19 protein-coding genes are annotated in these 19240 nt (G+C 65.6%); 12 read left to right on the top strand and 7 right to left on the bottom strand.

What is annotated here, in order from left to right:
• Window positions 1-124: 124 nt before the first annotated feature.
• The 4 genes from thrS to KF796_10720 all read right to left on the bottom strand — a co-directional run bounded on the left by thrS (window position 125) and on the right by KF796_10720 (window position 4559).
• A complete protein-coding gene (thrS, locus tag KF796_10735) occupies window positions 125-2050 on the bottom strand; it encodes a threonine--tRNA ligase (protein ID MBX3587110.1) in 1926 nt (641 codons plus the stop codon).
• 194 nt (window positions 2051-2244) lie between these two features.
• Window positions 2245-2439, bottom strand: coding sequence for a hypothetical protein (locus tag KF796_10730; protein ID MBX3587109.1), 195 nt, complete (start codon window positions 2437-2439; stop codon window positions 2245-2247).
• 134 nt (window positions 2440-2573) lie between these two features.
• Complete coding sequence (gene aceA / locus KF796_10725; protein ID MBX3587108.1) at window positions 2574-3881, bottom strand: isocitrate lyase; 1308 nt, start codon at window positions 3879-3881, stop codon at window positions 2574-2576.
• A 279-nt stretch (window positions 3882-4160) separates the two neighbouring features.
• Window positions 4161-4559, bottom strand: a complete 399-nt coding sequence (locus KF796_10720; protein ID MBX3587107.1) for a gamma-glutamylcyclotransferase — start codon at window positions 4557-4559, stop codon at window positions 4161-4163.
• A gap of 96 nt (window positions 4560-4655) precedes the next feature.
• On the opposite strand from KF796_10720, the gene KF796_10715 reads away from it, so the two are divergent.
• Window positions 4656-5534, top strand: a complete 879-nt coding sequence (locus KF796_10715; protein MBX3587106.1) for a DMT family transporter — start codon at window positions 4656-4658, stop codon at window positions 5532-5534.
• Here the strand turns inward: KF796_10715 and rraA are convergent.
• Entirely contained in the window at window positions 5512-6033 is a 522-nt protein-coding gene (rraA, locus tag KF796_10710) for a ribonuclease E activity regulator RraA (GenBank protein MBX3587105.1), read from the bottom strand. The two genes, KF796_10715 and rraA, sit on opposite strands and share 23 nt — an antisense overlap.
• Entirely contained in the window at window positions 6030-6521 is a 492-nt protein-coding gene (locus KF796_10705) for an Lrp/AsnC family transcriptional regulator (GenBank protein ID MBX3587104.1), read from the bottom strand. The genes rraA and KF796_10705 overlap by 4 nt, the downstream gene beginning before the upstream one ends.
• 93 nt (window positions 6522-6614) lie before the next feature.
• On the opposite strand from KF796_10705, the gene yedA reads away from it, so the two are divergent.
• Both yedA and KF796_10695 read left to right on the top strand, forming a co-directional pair.
• Entirely contained in the window at window positions 6615-7523 is a 909-nt protein-coding gene (gene yedA / locus KF796_10700; protein ID MBX3587103.1) for a drug/metabolite exporter YedA, read from the top strand.
• 146 nt (window positions 7524-7669) lie between these two features.
• Entirely contained in the window at window positions 7670-8128 is a 459-nt protein-coding gene (locus KF796_10695; GenBank protein MBX3587102.1) for an SWIB/MDM2 domain-containing protein, read from the top strand.
• 78 nt (window positions 8129-8206) lie between these two features.
• Here the strand turns inward: KF796_10695 and KF796_10690 are convergent, their stop codons facing one another.
• Window positions 8207-9895, bottom strand: a complete 1689-nt coding sequence (locus KF796_10690; protein ID MBX3587101.1) for a thiamine pyrophosphate-binding protein — start codon at window positions 9893-9895, stop codon at window positions 8207-8209.
• Between the two features lie 40 nt (window positions 9896-9935).
• On the opposite strand from KF796_10690, the gene KF796_10685 reads away from it, so the two are divergent.
• From KF796_10685 to KF796_10645, 9 genes are all read left to right on the top strand, one after another.
• On the top strand, window positions 9936-10586 hold the full coding sequence (locus KF796_10685; GenBank protein MBX3587100.1) for a TetR family transcriptional regulator: 651 nt from the start codon (window positions 9936-9938) through the stop codon (window positions 10584-10586).
• 80 nt (window positions 10587-10666) lie between these two features.
• On the top strand, window positions 10667-11674 hold the full coding sequence (locus tag KF796_10680; GenBank protein MBX3587099.1) for a tripartite tricarboxylate transporter substrate binding protein: 1008 nt from the start codon (window positions 10667-10669) through the stop codon (window positions 11672-11674).
• A gap of 21 nt (window positions 11675-11695) precedes the next feature.
• Window positions 11696-12184: a tripartite tricarboxylate transporter TctB family protein gene (locus KF796_10675; GenBank protein MBX3587098.1), complete on the top strand. Its 489-nt coding sequence runs from the start codon at window positions 11696-11698 to the stop codon at window positions 12182-12184.
• Window positions 12185-12196: 12 nt separating this feature from the next.
• Window positions 12197-13687 (top strand): tripartite tricarboxylate transporter permease, encoded by a 1491-nt coding sequence (locus KF796_10670; protein ID MBX3587097.1) that lies wholly within the window; start codon window positions 12197-12199, stop codon window positions 13685-13687.
• Window positions 13684-14514: a sugar phosphate isomerase/epimerase gene (locus KF796_10665; GenBank protein ID MBX3587096.1), complete on the top strand. Its 831-nt coding sequence runs from the start codon at window positions 13684-13686 to the stop codon at window positions 14512-14514. Before KF796_10670 ends, KF796_10665 begins: the two co-directional genes overlap by 4 nt.
• Window positions 14511-15881 (top strand): hypothetical protein, encoded by a 1371-nt coding sequence (locus KF796_10660; protein MBX3587095.1) that lies wholly within the window; start codon window positions 14511-14513, stop codon window positions 15879-15881. Before KF796_10665 ends, KF796_10660 begins: the two co-directional genes overlap by 4 nt.
• Before the next feature lie 24 nt (window positions 15882-15905).
• Window positions 15906-17081 carry a Gfo/Idh/MocA family oxidoreductase gene (locus KF796_10655; protein MBX3587094.1) on the top strand — a complete coding sequence of 392 codons (1176 nt, stop codon included), beginning with the start codon at window positions 15906-15908 and terminating at the stop codon, window positions 17079-17081.
• Window positions 17082-17148: 67 nt separating this feature from the next.
• Window positions 17149-18339, top strand: coding sequence for a dihydrodipicolinate synthase family protein (locus KF796_10650; protein MBX3587093.1), 1191 nt, complete (start codon window positions 17149-17151; stop codon window positions 18337-18339).
• Window position 18340: 1 nt separating this feature from the next.
• Window positions 18341-19240, top strand: a complete 900-nt coding sequence (locus KF796_10645; GenBank protein MBX3587092.1) for a sugar phosphate isomerase/epimerase — start codon at window positions 18341-18343, stop codon at window positions 19238-19240.

Below are 19240 nucleotides of genomic sequence, written 5' to 3'. Positions count from 1 at the left end.
TCCTCGCGGTGGCGACGGTCACGAAATTCAGTAGCGATGGTTCAAATCCTTCATCATGTTTGCTACAAAAAGCGTAGCGGGGTCCGCCCTGTCCACGCGGGCTAAAGCATGTTTTGATATCAAATCAGGCTTTAGAAGCGATGTCTGAGGCGACGCGTTCCGAGAACGCTTCAAGAGACATCACACCGAGGTCTTTGTTGCCCCGGGCGCGCACTGCGACGGCACTGGCTTCCTTTTCCTTGTCACCCACGACGAGGATGTACGGAAGCTTTTGCAACGAATGCTCTCGTATTTTATACGTAATTTTCTCGTTACGCAGGTCAAGGCTCACTCTAAGCCCTTGATTTTGCAGCGTTTTGGCCACGTTTCGGGCGTAATCGGCCTGGGAATCGGTGATATTGAGCACCGCCACCTGGACCGGCGCGAGCCAGGCGGGCAAGGCGCCGGCGTGCTGCTCGATGAGAATCCCGATGAAGCGCTCCAGGCTCCCGACAATCGCCCGGTGCAGCATGATGGGGCGGTGACGGGCCCCGTCTTCCCCGACAAACTCGGCATTCAGGCGCTCGGGCATGTTGGGGTCGACCTGGATGGTGCCGCACTGCCATTCACGGCCGATGGCGTCCTTGAGCGTGTACTCGATCTTGGGGCCGTAGAAAGCCCCCTCACCCGCCGAAATCTGGAACTCACAGCCGGAGCGGCGCAGGCTTTCCATGAGCGCGAACTCGGCCTTGTCCCAGGACTCGTCAGTGCCGATGCGGGCTTCGGGCCGCGTTGCCACCTTGTAGATGATGTTGGTGAAGCCGAAGTCGGCATAAACCTTCTGCAGCAGCGTGGTGAAAGCCGTGCATTCGTCCAGGATCTGGTCTTCGGTGCAGAAAATGTGGCCATCGTCCTGGGTGAAGGCGCGAACCCGCATGATCCCGTGCAGCCCACCCGTGGGCTCGTTGCGGTGGCATTGCCCGAATTCACCGAAACGCAGGGGCAGGTCGCGGTAGCTCTTGATGCCCTGGTTGAAGATCAGGATGTGACCGGGGCAGTTCATCGGCTTGAGCGCGTAGTCGCGCTTTTCGCTCTCGGTGGTGAACATGTTTTCGCGGTACTTGCCCCAATGCCCCGTTTTCTCCCAGAGCCCCTGGTCCAGGATCTGCGGCCCCTTGACCTCCTGATAACCGTTGTCGCGGTACACGGCGCGCATGTACTGCTCCACCCCCTGCCAGACTGTCCAGCCCTTGGGGTGCCAGAACACCGTGCCCGGCGAGTGTTCGTCGATGTGAAACAGGTCAAGCTCCCGGCCCAGCTTGCGGTGGTCACGCTTTTCAGCCTCCTCCAGCATGGTCAGGTACTGCTGCAACTCGTCCTTGGTCGCCCAGGCCGTGCCGTAAATGCGCTGAAGCATTTCATTGCGGTGGTCGCCGCGCCAGTAGGCGCCAGCGACCTTCATGAGCTTGAAGAATTTCAGCTTTCCCGTGCTCGGCACATGGGGGCCGCGGCAGAGGTCCTCAAAACCGCCTTCGCGGTACAGGGACACATCCTCGTTGGCCGGAATGCTCGCAATGATTTCGGCCTTGTAGTGTTCGCCCATGCCCTTGAAATAGGCCACCGCCTCATCGCGCGGCAGCACGCGGCGGGTCACCGGTTCATCCCTGGCTGCCAGCTCGGCCATGCGCTTTTCAATGGCCACGAGGTCTTCCGGGGTGAACGGGCGCTTGTACGAAAAGTCATAGAAGAATCCGTTTTCAATCACCGGGCCGATCGTGACCTGCGCATCCGGGAAGAGCTCCTTGACCGCATAGGCCAGCAGGTGGGCCGTGGAGTGACGGATGACTTCCAGGCCTTCGGCATCCTTGGCCGTCACGATGGACAAGGCGCTGTCCTGGGTGATCACATGGCTGGTGTCCACCACCTTGAAGCCGGCACCCCCTTCGCCCGGGACCTTGCCGGCCAGGGCGGCCTTGGCCAGGCCCGCCCCGATCGACGCGGCCACTTCGGCCACGGTTACAGGGCCGGCGAATTCACGTCGGGAGCCATCGGGAAGCGTGATTTGAATCATGGTTCAGGAATGAAAGCAGAAAAAATAAAGCGCGGAACACAGCCGCGCTTTGTCTGGAAACATGAAGAGAGATCAGTGCGCGCGACCCTACGGCCTCAAAGGGCCCAAAAACCTTCCGGTGTAGTTCGCGGTGTCATAACCAGGTTGCCTTTCTCGCTCTTGTTCGACCCGCGTCGCACGGGCCACGGTGCATTTTAACCCGCGGGAATATAGCCCGTGCCCGCGCAGCGCGGGCAGCCCGTGATGACGGTCTGCTTCTCGACCTCGAAGTTCTCGTTGATGTTCTCGCTGTCGATATGCAGCTCACCGGTACCGGCACAGTCAGGGCACCGGTTCTGGTTGAGTTGATTGGCGTCAAAAACACCGGTTTTCTCGCTGGATGCGCTCATTCAAGCCCCTCTGAAAGTACGTAGGGAAGCCCCACTTTACGCTGAAAGCCCCAAACAGCAAACCCTGCCTTCCGCAAAAGGCAGGGTTCCTTGATCCGGCCGACGGGGCGGCCGGCATCGGCAGCGGCGCGGGTTTACGCGGCCTTTTTGTCGTCGAAGAACTGCTCGTCTTCGGTCGAGCCCTTGAGCGCGGCCGTGGAGGCGTTGGCTTCGATGGTGGTGGTCACCGCATCGAAGTAGCCGGTGCCCACTTCACGCTGGTGCTTCACGGCCGTGAAGCCCTTGTCAGCGGCGGCAAATTCAGCCTGCTGCAACTCGACGAAAGCCGTCATGTTGTTGCGCGCATAGCCGTAGGCCAGGTTGAACATCGAGTAGTTCAGGCTGTGGAAGCCCGCCAGCGTGATGAACTGGAACTTGTAGCCCATCGCGCCCAGTTCCTTCTGGAACTTGGCAATCGTGGCATCGTCCAGATTCTTCTTCCAGTTGAAGGAAGGCGAGCAGTTGTAGGCCAGCAGCTTGCCCGGGAACTTGGCGTGGATGGCGTCGGCGAACTGCTTGGCAAAAGCCAGGTCGGGCGTGCCGGTTTCGCACCAGATCAGGTCGGCGTACTCGGCATAGGCCAGGCCACGGCTGATGGCCTGCTCCACGCCGTTGCGGCTGCGGTAGAAGCCCTCGACCGTGCGCTCGCCGGTGAAGAAAGGCTTGTCGTTGTCGTCCACGTCGGTGGTCACCAGGTCGGCGGCTTCCGCGTCCGTGCGGGCCAGCAGGATGGTGGGCGTGCCCATCACGTCGGCGGCCAGGCGGGCGGCGACGAGCTTGGAGACGGCTTCACGCGTGGGAACCAGCACCTTGCCACCCATGTGGCCGCACTTCTTGGCCGCGGCCAGCTGGTCTTCAAAGTGAACGCCGGCAGCGCCCGCCTCGATCATGGACTTCATGAGCTCGAACGCGTTCAGCACGCCGCCGAAGCCCGCTTCCGCATCCGCCACGATGGGCGCGAAGAAGTCGGTGTAGCCCTCGTCGCCCACGTTCTTGCCTTCGGACCACTGGATCTGGTCTGCACGGGCGAAAGTGGCGTTGATCTTCTTCACGACCTTGGGCACCGAGTCCACGGAGTACAGCGACTGGTCAGGGTACATCTCGCCATTGCTGTTGGCGTCGCCAGCCACCTGCCAACCCGACAGGTAGATCGCCTTGAGGCCGGCCTTGACCTGCTGCATGGCCTGATTGCCCGTGAGCGCGCCCAGCGAGTTCACAAAGGGTTCCGTGTTGATCAGGTTCCACAGCTTCTCGGCACCGCGCTGGGCCAAAGTGTGCTCGATCTGCACCGAGCCACGCAGCCTGACGACGTCCGCAGCGCTGTAACCGCGCTTGATGCCCTTCCAGCGTGGGTTTTCGGCCCAGTCTTTTTCGAGGGCGGCGATCTGCTGTTCGCGGGTCAGGTGGGTCCAGTGGGTCATGGTTCTCTCCAAGGTTGGTTAAACAGTTCAGCGGGAGGCGTTGCAAGCCGGGTGCCGATGGAGAGACTTTAAGTCTTCTACAAGACTTTGGGAAGCTCTTATGTCTTATAGAAGAGATATTTTTAAATTCAATAGAATCAATAACTTAATGATATATTTTCTCAATATGGAATTTTATTTCTTGTATTGAGAAAATTTTCTGCGCTCCAACAAATCAAAATTCCATATTGAGAAAAGCAAAATTCATCAAATGAAAAATTCTCAGCGGTCCTTGACCCAATCCCCCGAGGCGATCCGCGCGCGTCCACCGAGCCGGTCAGGGTTGATCTCGTACACGATGCATTCCAGGCGGCGCCCCTGCACGTCCACCCCGATCACGCGCTTGGCGTACTCGTTGGTCTGCTGCGGGTAGACCTCCTCGATCTCGTCGAGCACGGCTTCCAGCGCAGGCGATATCTCGTAGACCTCTCCGATCACGTCGTCCGCGCCGCCCAGCGCCACGCCGGGATAGCGGCCGAAGTGGTACATCGCGCCCTTGATGCGCGCCTGGCCGACCCAGCGAGGCGCCGGCCGCAGGCGCGTGATGTCGTTGTCATCACCGCGGCGCAGCGTGCCGTAAACAAACACATGGCGGGCAGAAGTTGCGGGATCCTCGGGCATGATGGGCGGCCTTTTATGGTTTGAATTCAGGGAAACAGTCTAGTGAATCGCCCATTGCCCAGCCGCGCGCTTGCCTACGGCTGCCTCGCGCTCAGCATGTCGCTGGTCGGCAGCTATGTGGCGCTGTCCAAACCCCTTGCCGCCGCCATACCGGTCTTCCTGCTGGCCTGGCTGCGCTTTGGCATCGGCGGCTTTGCCATGCTGCACTGGCTCAGGAAGCCGCCCGACGAGCCTCCGATGACGGCGCAGACCCGTCGCCTCGTGTTCCTGGAGTCCTTCCTGGGCAACTTCCTGTTCTCCATCTGCATGCTGTTCGGCGTCAGCCTCACCAGCGCCGTCTCGGCCGGCGTCATCATGGCGTCCATTCCTGCCGTCGTGGCCCTGCTGAGCTGGGCATTCCTGCGCGAGCGCATCAGTCCGCGGGTCTGGGCCGCGGTGGTATGCGCGGCCCTGGGCATCGGCCTGCTTGGCCTGGCGCGGCCGCAGGGGGGGCATGGGTCCGCCGGCGATGCCGACGCCGCTAGCAGGGTCTGGCTGGGCAACCTGCTGGTCTTCGGCGCCGTGTTGTGCGAGGCCTCGTATGCGGTGATCGGCAAGAAGCTCACGGGGTCGCTCGGGCCCAAGCGGATCACGGCCCTCATCAACCTCTGGGGGTTCGCGCTGGTCACCCCGTTCGGCCTGTATGCCGCGGCACGCTTCGATTTCAGCACGGTGGTGCCGGGCATCTGGCTGCTGCTGCTGTTCTACTCGCTCGCCGCCAGCGTGTGGACCGTCTGGCTCTGGATGACGGGCCTCAAGTCGGTGCCCGCATCGCAAGGCGGCGTCTTTACCGTGATGTTGCCCGTCTCGGCCGCGCTGGTGGGTGTTTTTGCGCTGGGCGAGCGCCTGGGCGTGATGCAATTGCTGGCCTTTGCCCTCGCCCTGGCAGGCGTGGTCCTGGCCACGCTGCCCGTCAGATCAGCGCTGTCGCGCTGACGACGATGCCGTCTTCATCGGCATAAAGCCAGTCACCAGGACGCACGTCAACACCCTGGATCCGGACCGCAAGGTCGCGCTGGCCTTCATCACGCTTGACCGACCGCAAGGGCATCAGGGCCAGCGCGCGGATGCCGACTTGGGCCTGCGACAGTTCAGCCAGGTCGCGCACCGCGCCGTCCACCACGATGCCCGCCCAGCCGTTTTTGGCGGCGGCGGCGGCAAGATTGCCCCCCACCAGCGCGCGCCGCAGCGAACCGCCGCCATCAATCACCAGAACCTGCGCCACCTTCCCGGCAGGCGTCTGGATTTCGCCGGGGGAGTTCACTGCCTCCCGCACCCGCGAATTGTCTTCAGGACAGCGCAGCGTCACCACGGGGCCGTGGAAGCGTGGCACGGCCCCGTAGCTCTGGAATACCGGCGGCAACACGCGGAAACTGCCGGTGGTGTCGCCCTCGTGGGCGTCGCAGAGATCGCAGGTGGCAAAGGTCAGGCTCATTTTCCGGTGACTTTCTTGATGGTGGGTTTGATGTTCTCGCGCCGTGCCGGCAACACCATGGCGTTTTCACGCGGCGCGTTGAGCACGATGCAGGTCGCTGTTTCGGTAAGGATACAAAACTTGGTGACCACGGCATCCAGATGCTGCACATCGATCACGGCGATCTCCAGCACCCAGCTGTCGTCGCCCGTGACGTTGAAGGCGTTGATCACCTCGGGCGTCTGCTCGATCAGCTTCACCACGCGCGCATACTCGGCCCGCCCCACCCGCACGATGCCCCGGATGCCATAGCCCAGGCGCTGGTAGTCGACCTCGGCCCGGTAGCCCCGGATGACCCCGTTCATCTCCAGCTTGCGCACGCGCTCCGTCACCGCGGGCTGGCTCAGGTGAACGCGCCGGCCGAGCTCGGCCATGGTGATGCGCGCGTCGCGCTGCAATTCGGCCAGAATGCGGCCGTCGTAAGAATCGAACTCGGAAACTTCGGTCATGGTGCTCATCTATTTTGATTCTCAAGGCCAGAAACCCATTTGTCCTTGAATCATCCATGGTTTGCCGCGTCCGGGCAACCTACGATTCCGGGCATGAACACCACCACACTTACCGCCGCCCGGCCATCGGCCGCGCCACTGCTCCTGCCAGCCCTGCTGGCCTGCTACCTGGTCTGGGGCTCCACCTACCTCGCGATCCGCTTCGCACTCGTGAGCTTTCCGCCGTTTTTCCAGATGGGCACGCGCTTCCTCCTGGCCGGCGCGCTGCTCATGGCCTGGACGCGCTGGCGCCCGGGCTCCTCGGGCGCACCGGGCTGGCCCACCCCACGGCAATGGCTCAACGCCCTTGCGGTGGGCACCCTGATGCTGGGCGGAGGCATGGGTCTGACGGCCAGCGCCGAGCTGCATGTGGGTTCCGGATTGATCGCGGCCTTCATTGCCGTGGTGCCCATGCTGGTGTGCGCCTGGGGGCTGCTGTTCGGCCAACGTCCCAACCGGCTCGAGCTCCTGGGCATGGCGGTGGGCCTGGCGGGCGTGCTGCTGCTGGTGCGCGGCGCCAGTTTTTCGGCCTCGCCTGCCAGCCTGGCCTGCATCGCAGGCGCCACGCTCGCCTGGTCGCTGGGCTCGGTGCTGTCCACCACACGGCTGCCGCTGGCGCCGGGGCCCACGGGATTCGCCAGCGAAATGTTGTGTGGCGGCGCGGTGTTGATGCTGATTTCTCTTGCGTTGGGTGAGCAGCCCGCGTGGCCCGTCCAACCGCTCGCCGCGCTGGCGTGGCTGTACCTCGTGGTCTTTGGCTCGCTCGTCGCATTCAGTGCCTACCTCTATCTGCTGGGCCACGCGTCACCCGCGATGGCCACCAGTTATGCCTTCGTGAACCCGCTGATTGCCCTGTTTTTGGGCGTCGTTTTCGCCGGTGAAGCGGTCTCGGGCATGGAGTGGACTGCGTGCGGCGTGATCCTGACCGGCGTTTTGCTGATCTTCAGAGGGAAAACCGCCTGAAAACACGCATTAAAAAAACAACACGCCAGAGGGAAAAAAGCGCTTTTTCACTTGGAAACGCGTTTTTTCTCCAGTAGCATCCGCAGTGCCGGTAGGAATGAAGATTCCCATTGGTGATTAATCAACTCCTAGAAGGAAATTCAATCATGGCAACTGCAAAGAAAGCTCCGGCAAAGAAGGCGCCCGCAAAGAAGGCCGCCCCAGCCAAGAAAGTAGCAGCGAAGAAGGCTGCGCCCGCGAAGAAGGTCGCCGCCAAAAAGGCTCCTGCCAAGAAGGCCGCTCCGGCCAAGAAGGTAGTCGCCAAGAAGGCAGCGCCGGCCAAGAAGGCTGCTGCCAAGAAGGCCCCGGCAAAGAAGCGCACTCCGAACGCCGCGTTCATGAAGGCCCTGACGCCCAGCGCCGCCCTGGCTGCCGTGGTGGGTTCCAACCCGCTGCCGCGCACCGAGGTGGTCAGCAAGCTGTGGACGTACATCAAGAAGAACAACCTGCAGGACAAGATGAACAAGCGCATGGTCAACGCCGACGCCAAGCTGAAGGAAATCTTCGGCAAGGCCCAGGTGTCCATGTTCGAAATGGCTGGCCTGATCGGCAAGCACGTCAAGTAAGCCCTGCGCTGCTGACACTCAAAGGGCCACGCAAGTGGCCCTTTTTCATTGGGGCTGTGCGCCCTGCCTGCTCGACGGCTACTTCTTGCGCAGCGCCGCCTGCGTGATGGCCGACAGCGTGCCGCGGGTGGTGATGACCTCGGGGTCCAGCGTGACCTCGATCAGCGTACCGCCGTCGCGGGCCAGGGCGGCCAGCAGCTCGGGCTCGAACTCGGCGGTGCGGCTGATGCGCACCCCCGCATAGCCATAGGCGCGCGCGAGTGCCGCGAAGTCGGGATTGCTCAGCTGCGAGCCGCTCACGTGCTGCGGGTACTCGCGCTCCTGGTGCATGCGGATGGTGCCGTACATGCCATTGTTCAGCAACACGATGATGCTCTTGCCCCCATGCTGCACGGCCGTAGCCAGCTCCTGCCCGTTCATCAGGAAGTCGCCATCGCCAGCGATGGTGAAGGCGGTGCGTCCCGTCGCCAGGTTGGCGGCAATGCCGGCCGGCACGCCGTAGCCCATGGCCCCCACCGTGGGCGCCAGCTGCGTCTTGAAGCCCTTGGCCAGCCCATGGTGGCGGAAGAAGCGGTGGATCCAGCTGGCGAAGTTGCCGGCGCCGTTGGTCAGCACCGCGTCGGCCGGCAGGTGCTTCTGCAGGCTTGCCACGATGGCCGGCATGTCGATCTCGCCGGGCAGGGCCTGTGGCACGAGGTTGGCTTCATAGTCCGCGTGGGCGGCTTCGGTCCAGGCCTCCCAGGGCAGCGCGGGCGGTGCCGTCAACACTTCCAGCGAGCGGGCCGCGGCATTCATGGTGGCATTGATGGCCAGGTCCGCCTGGTAGACGCGGTTGAGTTCCTCGGCGCTGGCGTGGATGTGCACGAGCTTTTGCCGCGCGCGCGGCGGCGTCAGCAGCGTGTACCCGCTGGTCGTCATCTCGCCCAGCCGCGGGCCGATCGCGATGATCAGGTCGCTTTCCCTGATGCGCGCGGCAAGCCTGGGGTTCAGCCCGATGCCCACATCGCCCGCGTACAGCGGATGGAAGTTGTCAAAGGTGTCCTGGAACCGGAAGGCATTGCCCACGGGCAGTTTCCAGTTCTCGGCGAAGCGCTGCAGGGCCTGCGCGGCTTGGGGCGTCCAGCCGCCGCCACCGGCAATCACAAACGGCTGGCGCGACTGCAGCAGCATCTCGCGCAGTTGCCGCAGCGAGCCCGGGTCGCTCCAGGCTTCCACCGCCTCCACGCGCGGCAACGCCTTCACCTCGACCGCCTGGGTGAGCATGTCTTCCGGCAGCACCAGCACCACCGGGCCCGGCCGGCCGTTCATGGCCGTGGCAAAGGCGCGCGCCACGTACTCGGGCAACCGGGCTGGATCGTCAACGCGCTCCACGCGCTTGGCCATGCCGCGGGTGGAAGGGCCAAAGAAAGCGCCATAGTCCACCTCCTGGAAGGCTTCGCGGTCGCGCTGGTCGCTCGCCACGTCGCCCACGAACAGCACCATGGGGGTGGAGTCCTGGAAGGCGGTGTGAACGCCGATCGAGGCGTTGGTGGCGCCGGGGCCGCGTGTGACGAAGCACACGCCGGGGCGGCCCGTCAGCTTGCCATGGGCTTCCGCCATGAAGGCCGCACCGCCCTCTTGCCGGTTGATGACGAAACGGATGCGGCCCGCATGGGCATGAAAGCCATCAAGTGCGGCAAGATAGCTCTCGCCTGGCACGCCAAACACATGGGTCACGCCTTGGGCAATCAGGCATTCAACCAGCAGGTGCCCTGCAATTTGAGACATGGAATTTGACTTTATTAACTGATTGGTGAATTATTACGTCATGACCCGAGACACACCTCCCGCCGCGGAAGAGCGCCTGCGCGATGCGGACCGATCACAGAACACCATCTTAGCGGCCGCCCGCGATGAGTTTGCCGAGTACGGCCTGGGCGGCGCGCGCATGGACCGCATTGCCGAACGCGCAGGCCTGAACAAGCGCCTGATCTACTACTACTTCGAGGACAAGGAGCGCCTCTTCCAGTCCGTGCTGGAGCAGGCCTACCGCCACATCCGCGAGGAGGAGCGCCAGCTCAAGCTGCTCGACCTGTCTCCGCCCGACGCGGTGCGCCGGCTGGTGGAGTTCACCTGGAACTACTACCTGGAGCACCCCGAGTTCCTCACCCTGCTCAACAGCGCCAACCTGCACCGCGCGCGCCACCTGGACGAGTCGCCACGGGTGCGCGAACTCAACTCCCCGCTGATCGCCACGCTGGGCGAGGTGCTGGAGCGCGGCCGCAAGGACGGCAGCTTTCGCGGCGGCATCGACCCGGTGCAACTGTATGTGTCGATTGCCGGGCTGTCGTACTTCTACCTGTCGAACAACTTCACGCTGTCGGCCATCTTCGGGCGCGACCTCATGGCGCCCAAGGCACGCAGCGAGCGGCTGTCCCACATGAGCGAAGTGATCCTAGGGTATGTACTTAGAAGCTGAGCCTTGAAGCCCGTTGACCCGTCTCCGGGCGATTTCTACAATTCACTCGTTAGTGAATTAACAACGAAGGAGACTCCTGCATGAAATCTGCCCTGTCCATTCGCGGTCTGCTGATCGCAGGCCTGCTTTCCGCGGCCGCCACTGGCGCCCTGGCGCAGTGGAAGCCCACGCGGCCCATCACGCTGATCGTGCCCTGGGCCCCCGGCGGCTCCACCGACCAGGTGACGCGCGTCACCGCGGCCGAACTGGAGAAATACCTGGGCCAGAAAATCGTGGTCATGAACCAGCCCGGCGCCTCGGGCTCGGTCGGCACCAAGAACGCCTGGGAAGCCCCGCACGACGGCTACACCTGGACGGCCGGTGGCGCCAAGGACCTGGGCACCTACAAGGTGCTGGGCATGCTGGACACCTCGGCCAAGGACTGGAACCTGTACCTGAACGTGGCCCACATCGCCGTGGTGGGCGTCAACGCCGACACCCCCTACAAGACCATGCCCGAGCTGCTGGCCGCGATGAAGGCCAAGCCCGGCGCCATCTCGGTCGCCACGGCCGGCGTCAACTCCAGCGGTCACGCGGCCATTGAAGCGCTGGCACGCGCCGCCGGCGTGAGCTACAAGCACGTGACCTACGACGGCGGCGCACCCGCCGCCGTGGCCGCCGCGTCGGGCGAGACCCAGGTCACCACCCAGCTCGCCGCCGAGCAGATGGACATGATCCGCGCCAAGAAGATCCGGCCGCTGGCCGTGGTGGGCGACAAGTCGCTGGAGATTGAAGGCTTTGGCACCGTGCCGCCCATGTCCAACTTCATCCCCGGCTTCAAGGAGCCCATCAACTACTTCGGCATCTTCGTGCCCAAGGGCGCACCCCCTGAAGTGGCGCAGACGCTGGACAAGATCTGGGCCACCGAGATGTCCAAGAACGAGGCCCTGCGCAAATACGCCCAGTCGCGTGGCGCCATCTTTGCGCCGGCCGCGGGCGAAGAAGCCCAGAAGGCCGTGTTCCCCGCGATCCAGTCGTACGCCTGGACCCAGCAGGCCGCGGGGAAGGCCAAGGTGTCGCCTGACACGGTCGGCATCCCCAAGCCCTGATTTCACAACACAGGAAACCACATGAGCGAGGGCGTTGACAGCGCCCGCTCCGACCTGTTGGGCGGTGCGGGATGGGTGGGCTTTGGCCTGTTGATCGTGGCGGAGTCGCTGCGCATGGACCGTTTCACGTCCATGGGCGCCGTGCTCTACACCATGCCAGGCTTCGTGCCGGGCATGATTGGCTGCGTCATCGTGTTTCTGGGCGCCATGCTCATGCTGCGGGGCTGGCGCCGCACGGCCAAAGGCCAGCCCGGCGAGCCGGGTGGGCCTGTTCTGAATCGCCGCATCGCCATCACCCTCGTGCTGTGCCTGGTCTACGCGGCCGGCCTGATCGGGCGCGTGCCGTTCTGGCTCGCCACCGGGCTGTTTGTGGCGGCCTTTACCTGGACCTTCACACCGCCGGAGCAGGCCCTGCCCCGGCGCGTGCTGGCGGCGCTGGTGGCGGGCGTGCTCACCTCCACGGTGGTCACGCTGGTGTTCCAGCAGGTCTTTCTCGTCCGTCTGCCCTGAACCCGGATCGCCATGTTTGACGGACTCATTCTCTTTGGCCAGTCGATCGCGCGCTTCAGCACGCCCGAGGTCATCTTCTACGCGCTGCTGTCGTCCCTGGTTGGCGTGATCATGGGCGCGCTGCCCGGCCTGACGGCCACCATGGCGCTGGCGCTCATGACCACGCTCACGCTCAAGCTGCAGCCCAGCCAGGCCCTGTTGATCCTGATCTGCACCTACGTGGGCTCGATCTACGGCGGCTCGCGCTCTGCCATCTTGCTGAACATTCCCGGCACGCCGGCGTCGGCCGCGTCGTGCCTGGACGGCTACACGCTGGCACGCCAGGGCATGGCCGGGCGGGCCATGGGCATCGCCACCACGGGCTCGGTGCTGGGCACGCTGATCGGCATGTTCTTCCTGGCCGGCTTCACGCCCATCCTCGGCGGCATGGCGCTCAAGTTCGGCGCGTACGAATTTTTCTGGCTCGCGCTGTTTGGCGTGATCATTGCCGGCACCCTCACCGGCGACGATCCGCTCAAGGGCTGGATCGCAGGCATCGCGGGGCTGTTCATCGCCGGCATTGGCCAGGAGCCGCAATACGGCTACGAGCGCTTTGCCTGGGGCGTGCGCGACCTGGCCGGCGGCATCCAGCTGGTGCCCGCGCTGGTGGGCGCCTTTGGCTTTGCCGAGTTGCTGACCTCCATGCGCAACCGGCAACTGCCGGTGAAGATCAGCGCGTTCGACACGGTGATCCCCAAGCTCGGTGACGTGACCAAATACTGGCGCACCATCCTGCGCTCGGGCCTGATCGGCACCGGCGTGGGCATTGTTCCCGGCGTGGGCGAAGACGTGGCGGCCTGGTCATCCTACGCGGCCGCCAAGCGAACGAGCAAGGAGAAAGAGATGTTCGGCAAGGGCTCGGTCGAGGGCCTGATGGCCGCCGAGACCGGCGACAACGCCTGCGTGCCCGGCGCGATGATCCCCGTGCTCACACTGGCCATTCCGGGCTCGGCTCCCGCGGCCGTGCTCATGGCCGCCATGATCATCCACGGCGTCAAGCCGGGGCCCCTGATCATGGTCGAGAACCCGTCCTTCGTGTACGACGTGGTGGCCATGATGCTGTTCGCCACCATTGGCATCCTGATCTATGGCCTGGTGCTGACCAAGGCGCTGGTGCAGGTGCTGCGCGTGCCGCAGCACTTCATCGTTCCGATTATTTTCGTGCTGTGCTCGGTCGGCAGCTTTGCCATCGCGGGGCGGCTGTTTGATGTGTATGTGATGCTGGCCTTCGGCCTCATCGGCTTCTTTTTGCGCTGCTTTGGCTACCCCATGGCGCCGCTGGTGCTGGGCATCGTGCTGGGCGACCTGCTCGAGAAGAACCTGCGCCGCGCATTGCTGCTGTCTGATGGCGACCTGTCGCCCTTCTTCACGCGGCCCATCTCGGCCTGCGTGGCGGCGCTGATCTTCGGCACCATCGGCTTCAAGCTCTACAGCCTGTACCGCAAGCGAAAGGCCGCCGCATGAAGCTCGCCCTGTGCAACGAGGTGCTGCAGGCGCTGCCGTTCGAGCGCCAGTGCGCGCTGGCCGCCACGCTGGGTTACACCGGGCTGGAGCTGGCGCCCTTCACCCTGGCCGACGACCCGGCCACGCTGGACGACGCGGCCGCCCGGCGCTTGCGCATGGTGGCGCACGACCATGGGCTGGTCATCTCCAGCCTGCACTGGCTGCTGGTCAAGCCCGAAGGCCTGTCGCTGGTCAGCGCCGATGCCGCGGTGCTGAAGAAAACCACCACGCTGCTCGAGCGGCTGATCGGCTTTGCCGCCGCCTGCGGCGCCCAGGTGCTGGTGCATGGGTCACCCAGGCAACGCTCACCGCTGGCGGGCCAGACCGTGGCCGACGCCACCGCCCGGCTCGAAGCCACGCTGGCCGCGCTCGCGCCCCACGCTGAAAAGGCCGGCGTGGTCTATTGCCTGGAACCGCTGTCGCCCGTGGAAACCCCGGTGATCAACACCGTGGCGCAGGCCGCCGCGCTGGTGGACCGCATTGGCTCGCCCGCGCTGCGCACCATGCTCGACGTGAGCGCCGCCTCGCAGGCCGAGGCGACGCCCGTGCACGAGGTGCTGGCCCAGTACCTGGCCAGCGGCCACATTGCCCATGTGCAGCTCAACGACCGCAACCGCCGCGGCCCCGGCCAGGGCGACACCCCCCAGGCGCCCGTGCTGCGCGTGCTGCACCAGGCGCGCTACAGCGGCTGGATGGCCGTGGAGCCCTTTGACTACCAACCCGATGGCCCAGGCTGCGCCGCTTTCAGCGCCGGCCATGTGCGCGGCATCTGGAGCAGCCTCGCATGACCGCGCCCCGACTGCGCGTGCGTTCGGTCTCGCTGTTCGAGCGGCCCGTCACTCTGCGCCTGCCGTTCCGTTTTGGCGCGGCCACGGTCACGCGCTGCCCGCAGGCCTTTGTGCGGGCCGTGGTGGAGGTGGATGGCCGCACCTTTGAAGGCGCGAGCGCCGAACTCATGGTGCCCAAGTGGTTCGACAAGAACCCGGCGCTCACGCATGAGCAGAATTTTGAGCAGCTGCGCGAGTCGCTGCGGGCCGCGCGCGAGGCCTATGCGGGCGCGGGCGGGCAGGCCAGCGCGTTCGCCCTGCATCAGGCCGCCAGCGAGCAGGCCATCGCCGCCGCCATGGCGCGCGGCCTGCCACGGCTGGCCGCCCAGATGGGGCCGGCCCAGATCGACAAGGCGGTGGCCGATGCCGTCCTGCGCGCGGCCGGCCTGGGCTGGGTGGACGGGCTGCGCGCCGGCGTGCTGGGCGAGCCGTGGAGCGCTACCCTGCCCCTGGTGAAACCCGGCACCGTCACGCTGCGCCACACCGTGGGCCTGGCCGACCGCCTGACGCCCGCCGACGAGGGCGCCGACCCGCAGGACGGCCTGCCCGCCACGCTGCAGGACGCCATCGCCCACTACGGGCTGCACCACTTCAAGCTCAAGCTCTCGGGCCAACCCGAAGCGGACATCGAGCGCCTGTCGCGCATTGCCGCCGTGCTCGATGCACAGGCCGGCGACTACCGCGTCACGCTGGACGGCAACGAAACCTTTGCCGATGCGCAGGCCTTGGGCGGCTTCTGGCAGAGCCTGACCAAGGCGCCATCGGTCCAGGCGCTGCTGCAGCGAACCTTGCTGCTGGAACAGCCCATCGCGCGCCGCGTGGCGCTGGAGCAATCGATTGCGGGGCTTGGCATCCAGGTCCCGGTGATCCTCGACGAGTCCGATGACCATGATGAGGTGTTCGAGCGCGGCATTCCGCTGGGCTACAGCGGCATCTCCAGCAAGGCCTGCAAGGGCATCTATCGCTCGTTGCGCAGCGCGGCGCGCGTGGCACGCGAGCCGCAGCGCCTGCTGCTCTCGGGTGAAGACCTGACCTGCCAGGCCGGCCTGGCCGTGCAGCAGGACACGCTGCTGGCCGCCAGCCTGGGCGTGACGCATATCGAGCGCAACGGCCACCACTATGTCGACGGCTTTGGCATCGCACCCGCGGAAGAGGCCCAGGCCTTCGCCAGCGCCCACCCCGGCTTTTACGAAAGCTTCAACGAAAACAGCGCCGGCCGCGTGCACCTGGCCGTGCACGGCGGCCTGCTCAACCTGGCCACCTTGCACTGCCCCGGCTTTGCCACGGCCGCCATTCCCCGCTGGGACAGCCTCCAGCCCATTCACTGAAACCTGCTCTTCAAGAGAACCCCCATGCCAGTACAAAAACTCGGAATCATCATGCACGGCGTCACCGGACGCATGGGCATGAACCAGCACCTGATCCGCTCCATCGTGGCCATCCGCAACCAGGGCGGCGTCACGCTGTCCAATGGCGACAAAGTCATGCCCGACCCCATCCTGATCGGCCGCAACGCCGAGAAGATGCAGGCTCTGGCCAAGGCCCACCACATCGCGCGCTGGGGCACCGATCTGGACGCCGCGCTGGCCAACAAGGAAGACACCGTGTTCTTCGACGCCGGCACCACGCAGATGCGCCCCACCCTGCTGGCCAAGGCCATCCGCGCGGGCAAGCATGTGTACTGCGAAAAACCCATCGCCACCAACCTCAACGAGGCCGTGGAGATTGCCCGGCTGGCCGAGGAGGCCGGCAAGGCCAGCGGCCTGAAGCACGGCGCCGTGCAGGACAAGCTGTTTTTGCCCGGCCTGCGCAAGCTCGACATGCTGCGCCGCGCGGGCTTCTTTGGCCGCATGCTCAGCGTGCGGCTGGAGTTTGGCTACTGGGTGTTCGAGGGCGACCTGCAGCCCATCCAGCGCCCCAGCTGGAACTACCGCGCGGAAGATGGCGGCGGCATGATCCTGGACATGATGTGCCACTGGCGCTATGTGCTGGACAACCTGTTCGGCGAGGTCAAGTCCATCTCGTGCCTGGGCGCCACCCACATCCCCGAGCGCTGGGACGAAGCCGGCAAGCCCTACCAGGCCACGGCCGACGACGCGGCCTACGCCACCGCCGAGCTGGTGGGCCACAACGGCGAGCCGGTGATCGCGCAAATGAACATGTCGTGGGCCACGCGCGTGCGCCGCGACGACCTCGTCACCTTCCACGTGGACGGCACGCACGGCTCGGCCGTGGCGGGCCTGTCGAGCTGCCGCGCGCAAAGCCGCGTGACCACGCCGCGCCCGGTGTGGAACCCCGACGAGAAGCAGAAGATGAACTTCTTTGACCAGTGGCAGGAAGTGCCCGACAGCCAGGTCTACGACAACGGCTTCAAGATCCAGTGGGAGCACTTCATCCGCCACGTGGTGGAGGACGCGCCCTACCGCTGGACCCTGCCCGAAGGCGCCAAGGGCGTGCAGCTGGTCGAGGCCGCCTTGCAGTCGTGGAAGGAACGGCGCTGGGTGGACGTCAAACCGCTACAGGTTTGATAGCACACACTGCCCGCCCCTCCTGGACTCCAGCCACTTTTGACCTGAAATCCCGCCCCACGACGCCATGACACTGTCTCTCCGCCTTCCCACGACCGACGGCGCGCTCGCCCCCTGGCCGCTGCGTGGCCAGCCGCCCGCGCGCCCCGCGCCGGGGGCCGTCTTCAACCGCATCGCCTATTCCGCCGCCCATGTGGTGGCCGACCCGCGCGCCGCCATCGACCCCTGGCTGCAGTGCGCGGTGGACTGGGACGCCACCATCGCCTACCGCCGCCACCTGTGGTCGCTGGGCCTGGGCGTGGCCGAGGCCATGGACACCGCGCAGCGCGGCATGGGGCTGGACTGGCCCACGTCGCTTGAACTGATCCGTCGCTCGCTCGACGCCGCGCGTGACTTCGGGCCACACGCCCTCGTCGCCTCGGGCTGCGGCACCGACCACCTGAACCTCGATGACGTGCGAAGCGTGGACGACGTCATCCGCGGCTACGAAACGCAGATGGAGGCCATTGAAAAGCTCGGCGGCAAGCTCATCGTCATGGCCAGCCGCGCGCTGGCGCGCGTGGCCCAAAGCCCGGCCGACTACGAGCGCGTGTACGACCGCGTGCTGTCCCAGGCCAGGCAGCCGGTGGTGCTGCACTGGCTGGGCGACATGTTCGACCCGGCGCTCAAGGGCTACTGGGGCACGCCAGACGTGGACGCCGCCATGGACACTGCGCTGGGCATCATCGCGGCGCACGCCGGCAAGGTGGACGGCATCAAGATCTCCCTGCTCGACAAGGACAAGGAAATCGCCATGCGCCGCCGCCTCGCGCGGGGTGTGCGCATGTACACCGGCGACGACTTCAACTACGCCGAGCTGATTGCCGGCGACGGCCATGGCAGCACGCCGGAGCATGGCCAGAGCGACGCGCTGCTGGGCATCTTTGACGCCATCGCGCCCGCCGCCAGCGCCGCGCTGGCCGAGCTGGCCCGGGGCAATGTCGAAAGGTTCCACGCCATCCTGGGCCCCACGGTGCCGCTGTCGCGCCACATCTTTGCCGCGCCCACGCGCTTTTACAAAACCGGGGTGGTGTTCATGGCCTGGCTCAACGGGCACCAGAGCCACTTCACCATGGTGGGTGGGCAGCAGAGCACGCGCTCGCTGGTGCACCTGGCCGAGCTGTTCCGCCTGGCCGACGCGGCCAACCTGCTGGAGCAGCCCGAACTGGCCGTGCAGCGCATGAAGACGCTGCTGGCGATCCACGGCGTGGACGCCTGAGATGCGCGACTTCTCGCAAGACCACCACTGGCTGTCCATCAACACCGCCACCGTGCGCAAGAGCCGCGGCACGGACCTGCCACTGCCCGAAATCATCGAAGCCTGCGCGCGCCGTGGCATCCGCGCCATCTCGCCCTGGCGCGACCAGGTGGCCGCGGCCGGGCTGGCCGTGGTGTCGCGCCTGGTCAAGAGCCACGGGCTGGCGCTGTCGGGCTACTGCCGGGGTGGCATGTTCCCCGCCACCGACGCGGCCGGCCTGAAGGCCGCGCACGACGACAACCGCCGCGCCGTGGACGAAGCCTGCGAACTGGGCGCGCCCTGCCTGGTGCTGGTGGTGGGCAGCCTGCCCGGCGCGCTGGCCGGCCAGGCCGCGCACAAGAACATCGCACTGGCAAGGCAACAGGTCACCGATGGCATCGGGGCGCTGCTGGACTACGCCAAGTCCTGCGGCATGCCACTGGCCATCGAGCCGCTGCACCCCATGTATGCGGCCGACCGCGCCTGCATCAACACCCTGGAGCAGGCGCTGGACGTGTGCGACGCGCTGGACCCGGTGGCAAGCGGCGCCGATGCCGCCCGGCCCGCCGCGCTGGGCGCGGCCGTGGACGTTTACCACGTGTGGTGGGACCCGAAGCTGCAGGCGCAGATCGAACGCGCAGGCCGCCGCCGGTTGCTGGCCTTCCATGTGTGCGACTGGCTCACCCCCACCACCGACCTGCTCAACGACCGCGGCATGATGGGCGACGGCGTGATCGACATCCCCCGGATCCGCGGCTGGGTCGAAGCCCAGGGCTTTGCCGGCTTCAGCGAAGTGGAGATCTTCTCCACCGGCCACTGGTGGCAGCGCGACGCGGGCGAGGTGCTGGACACCTGCATCGCGCGGCACCGCAGCGCGGTGTAG

The organism is Ramlibacter sp. (assembly GCA_019635435.1).
Taxonomy (GTDB): domain Bacteria; phylum Pseudomonadota; class Gammaproteobacteria; order Burkholderiales; family Burkholderiaceae_C; genus JAHBZM01.
The sequence above is the reverse complement of the archived record's forward strand: the minus strand, read 5'-3'. Positions and strand labels throughout refer to the sequence as shown.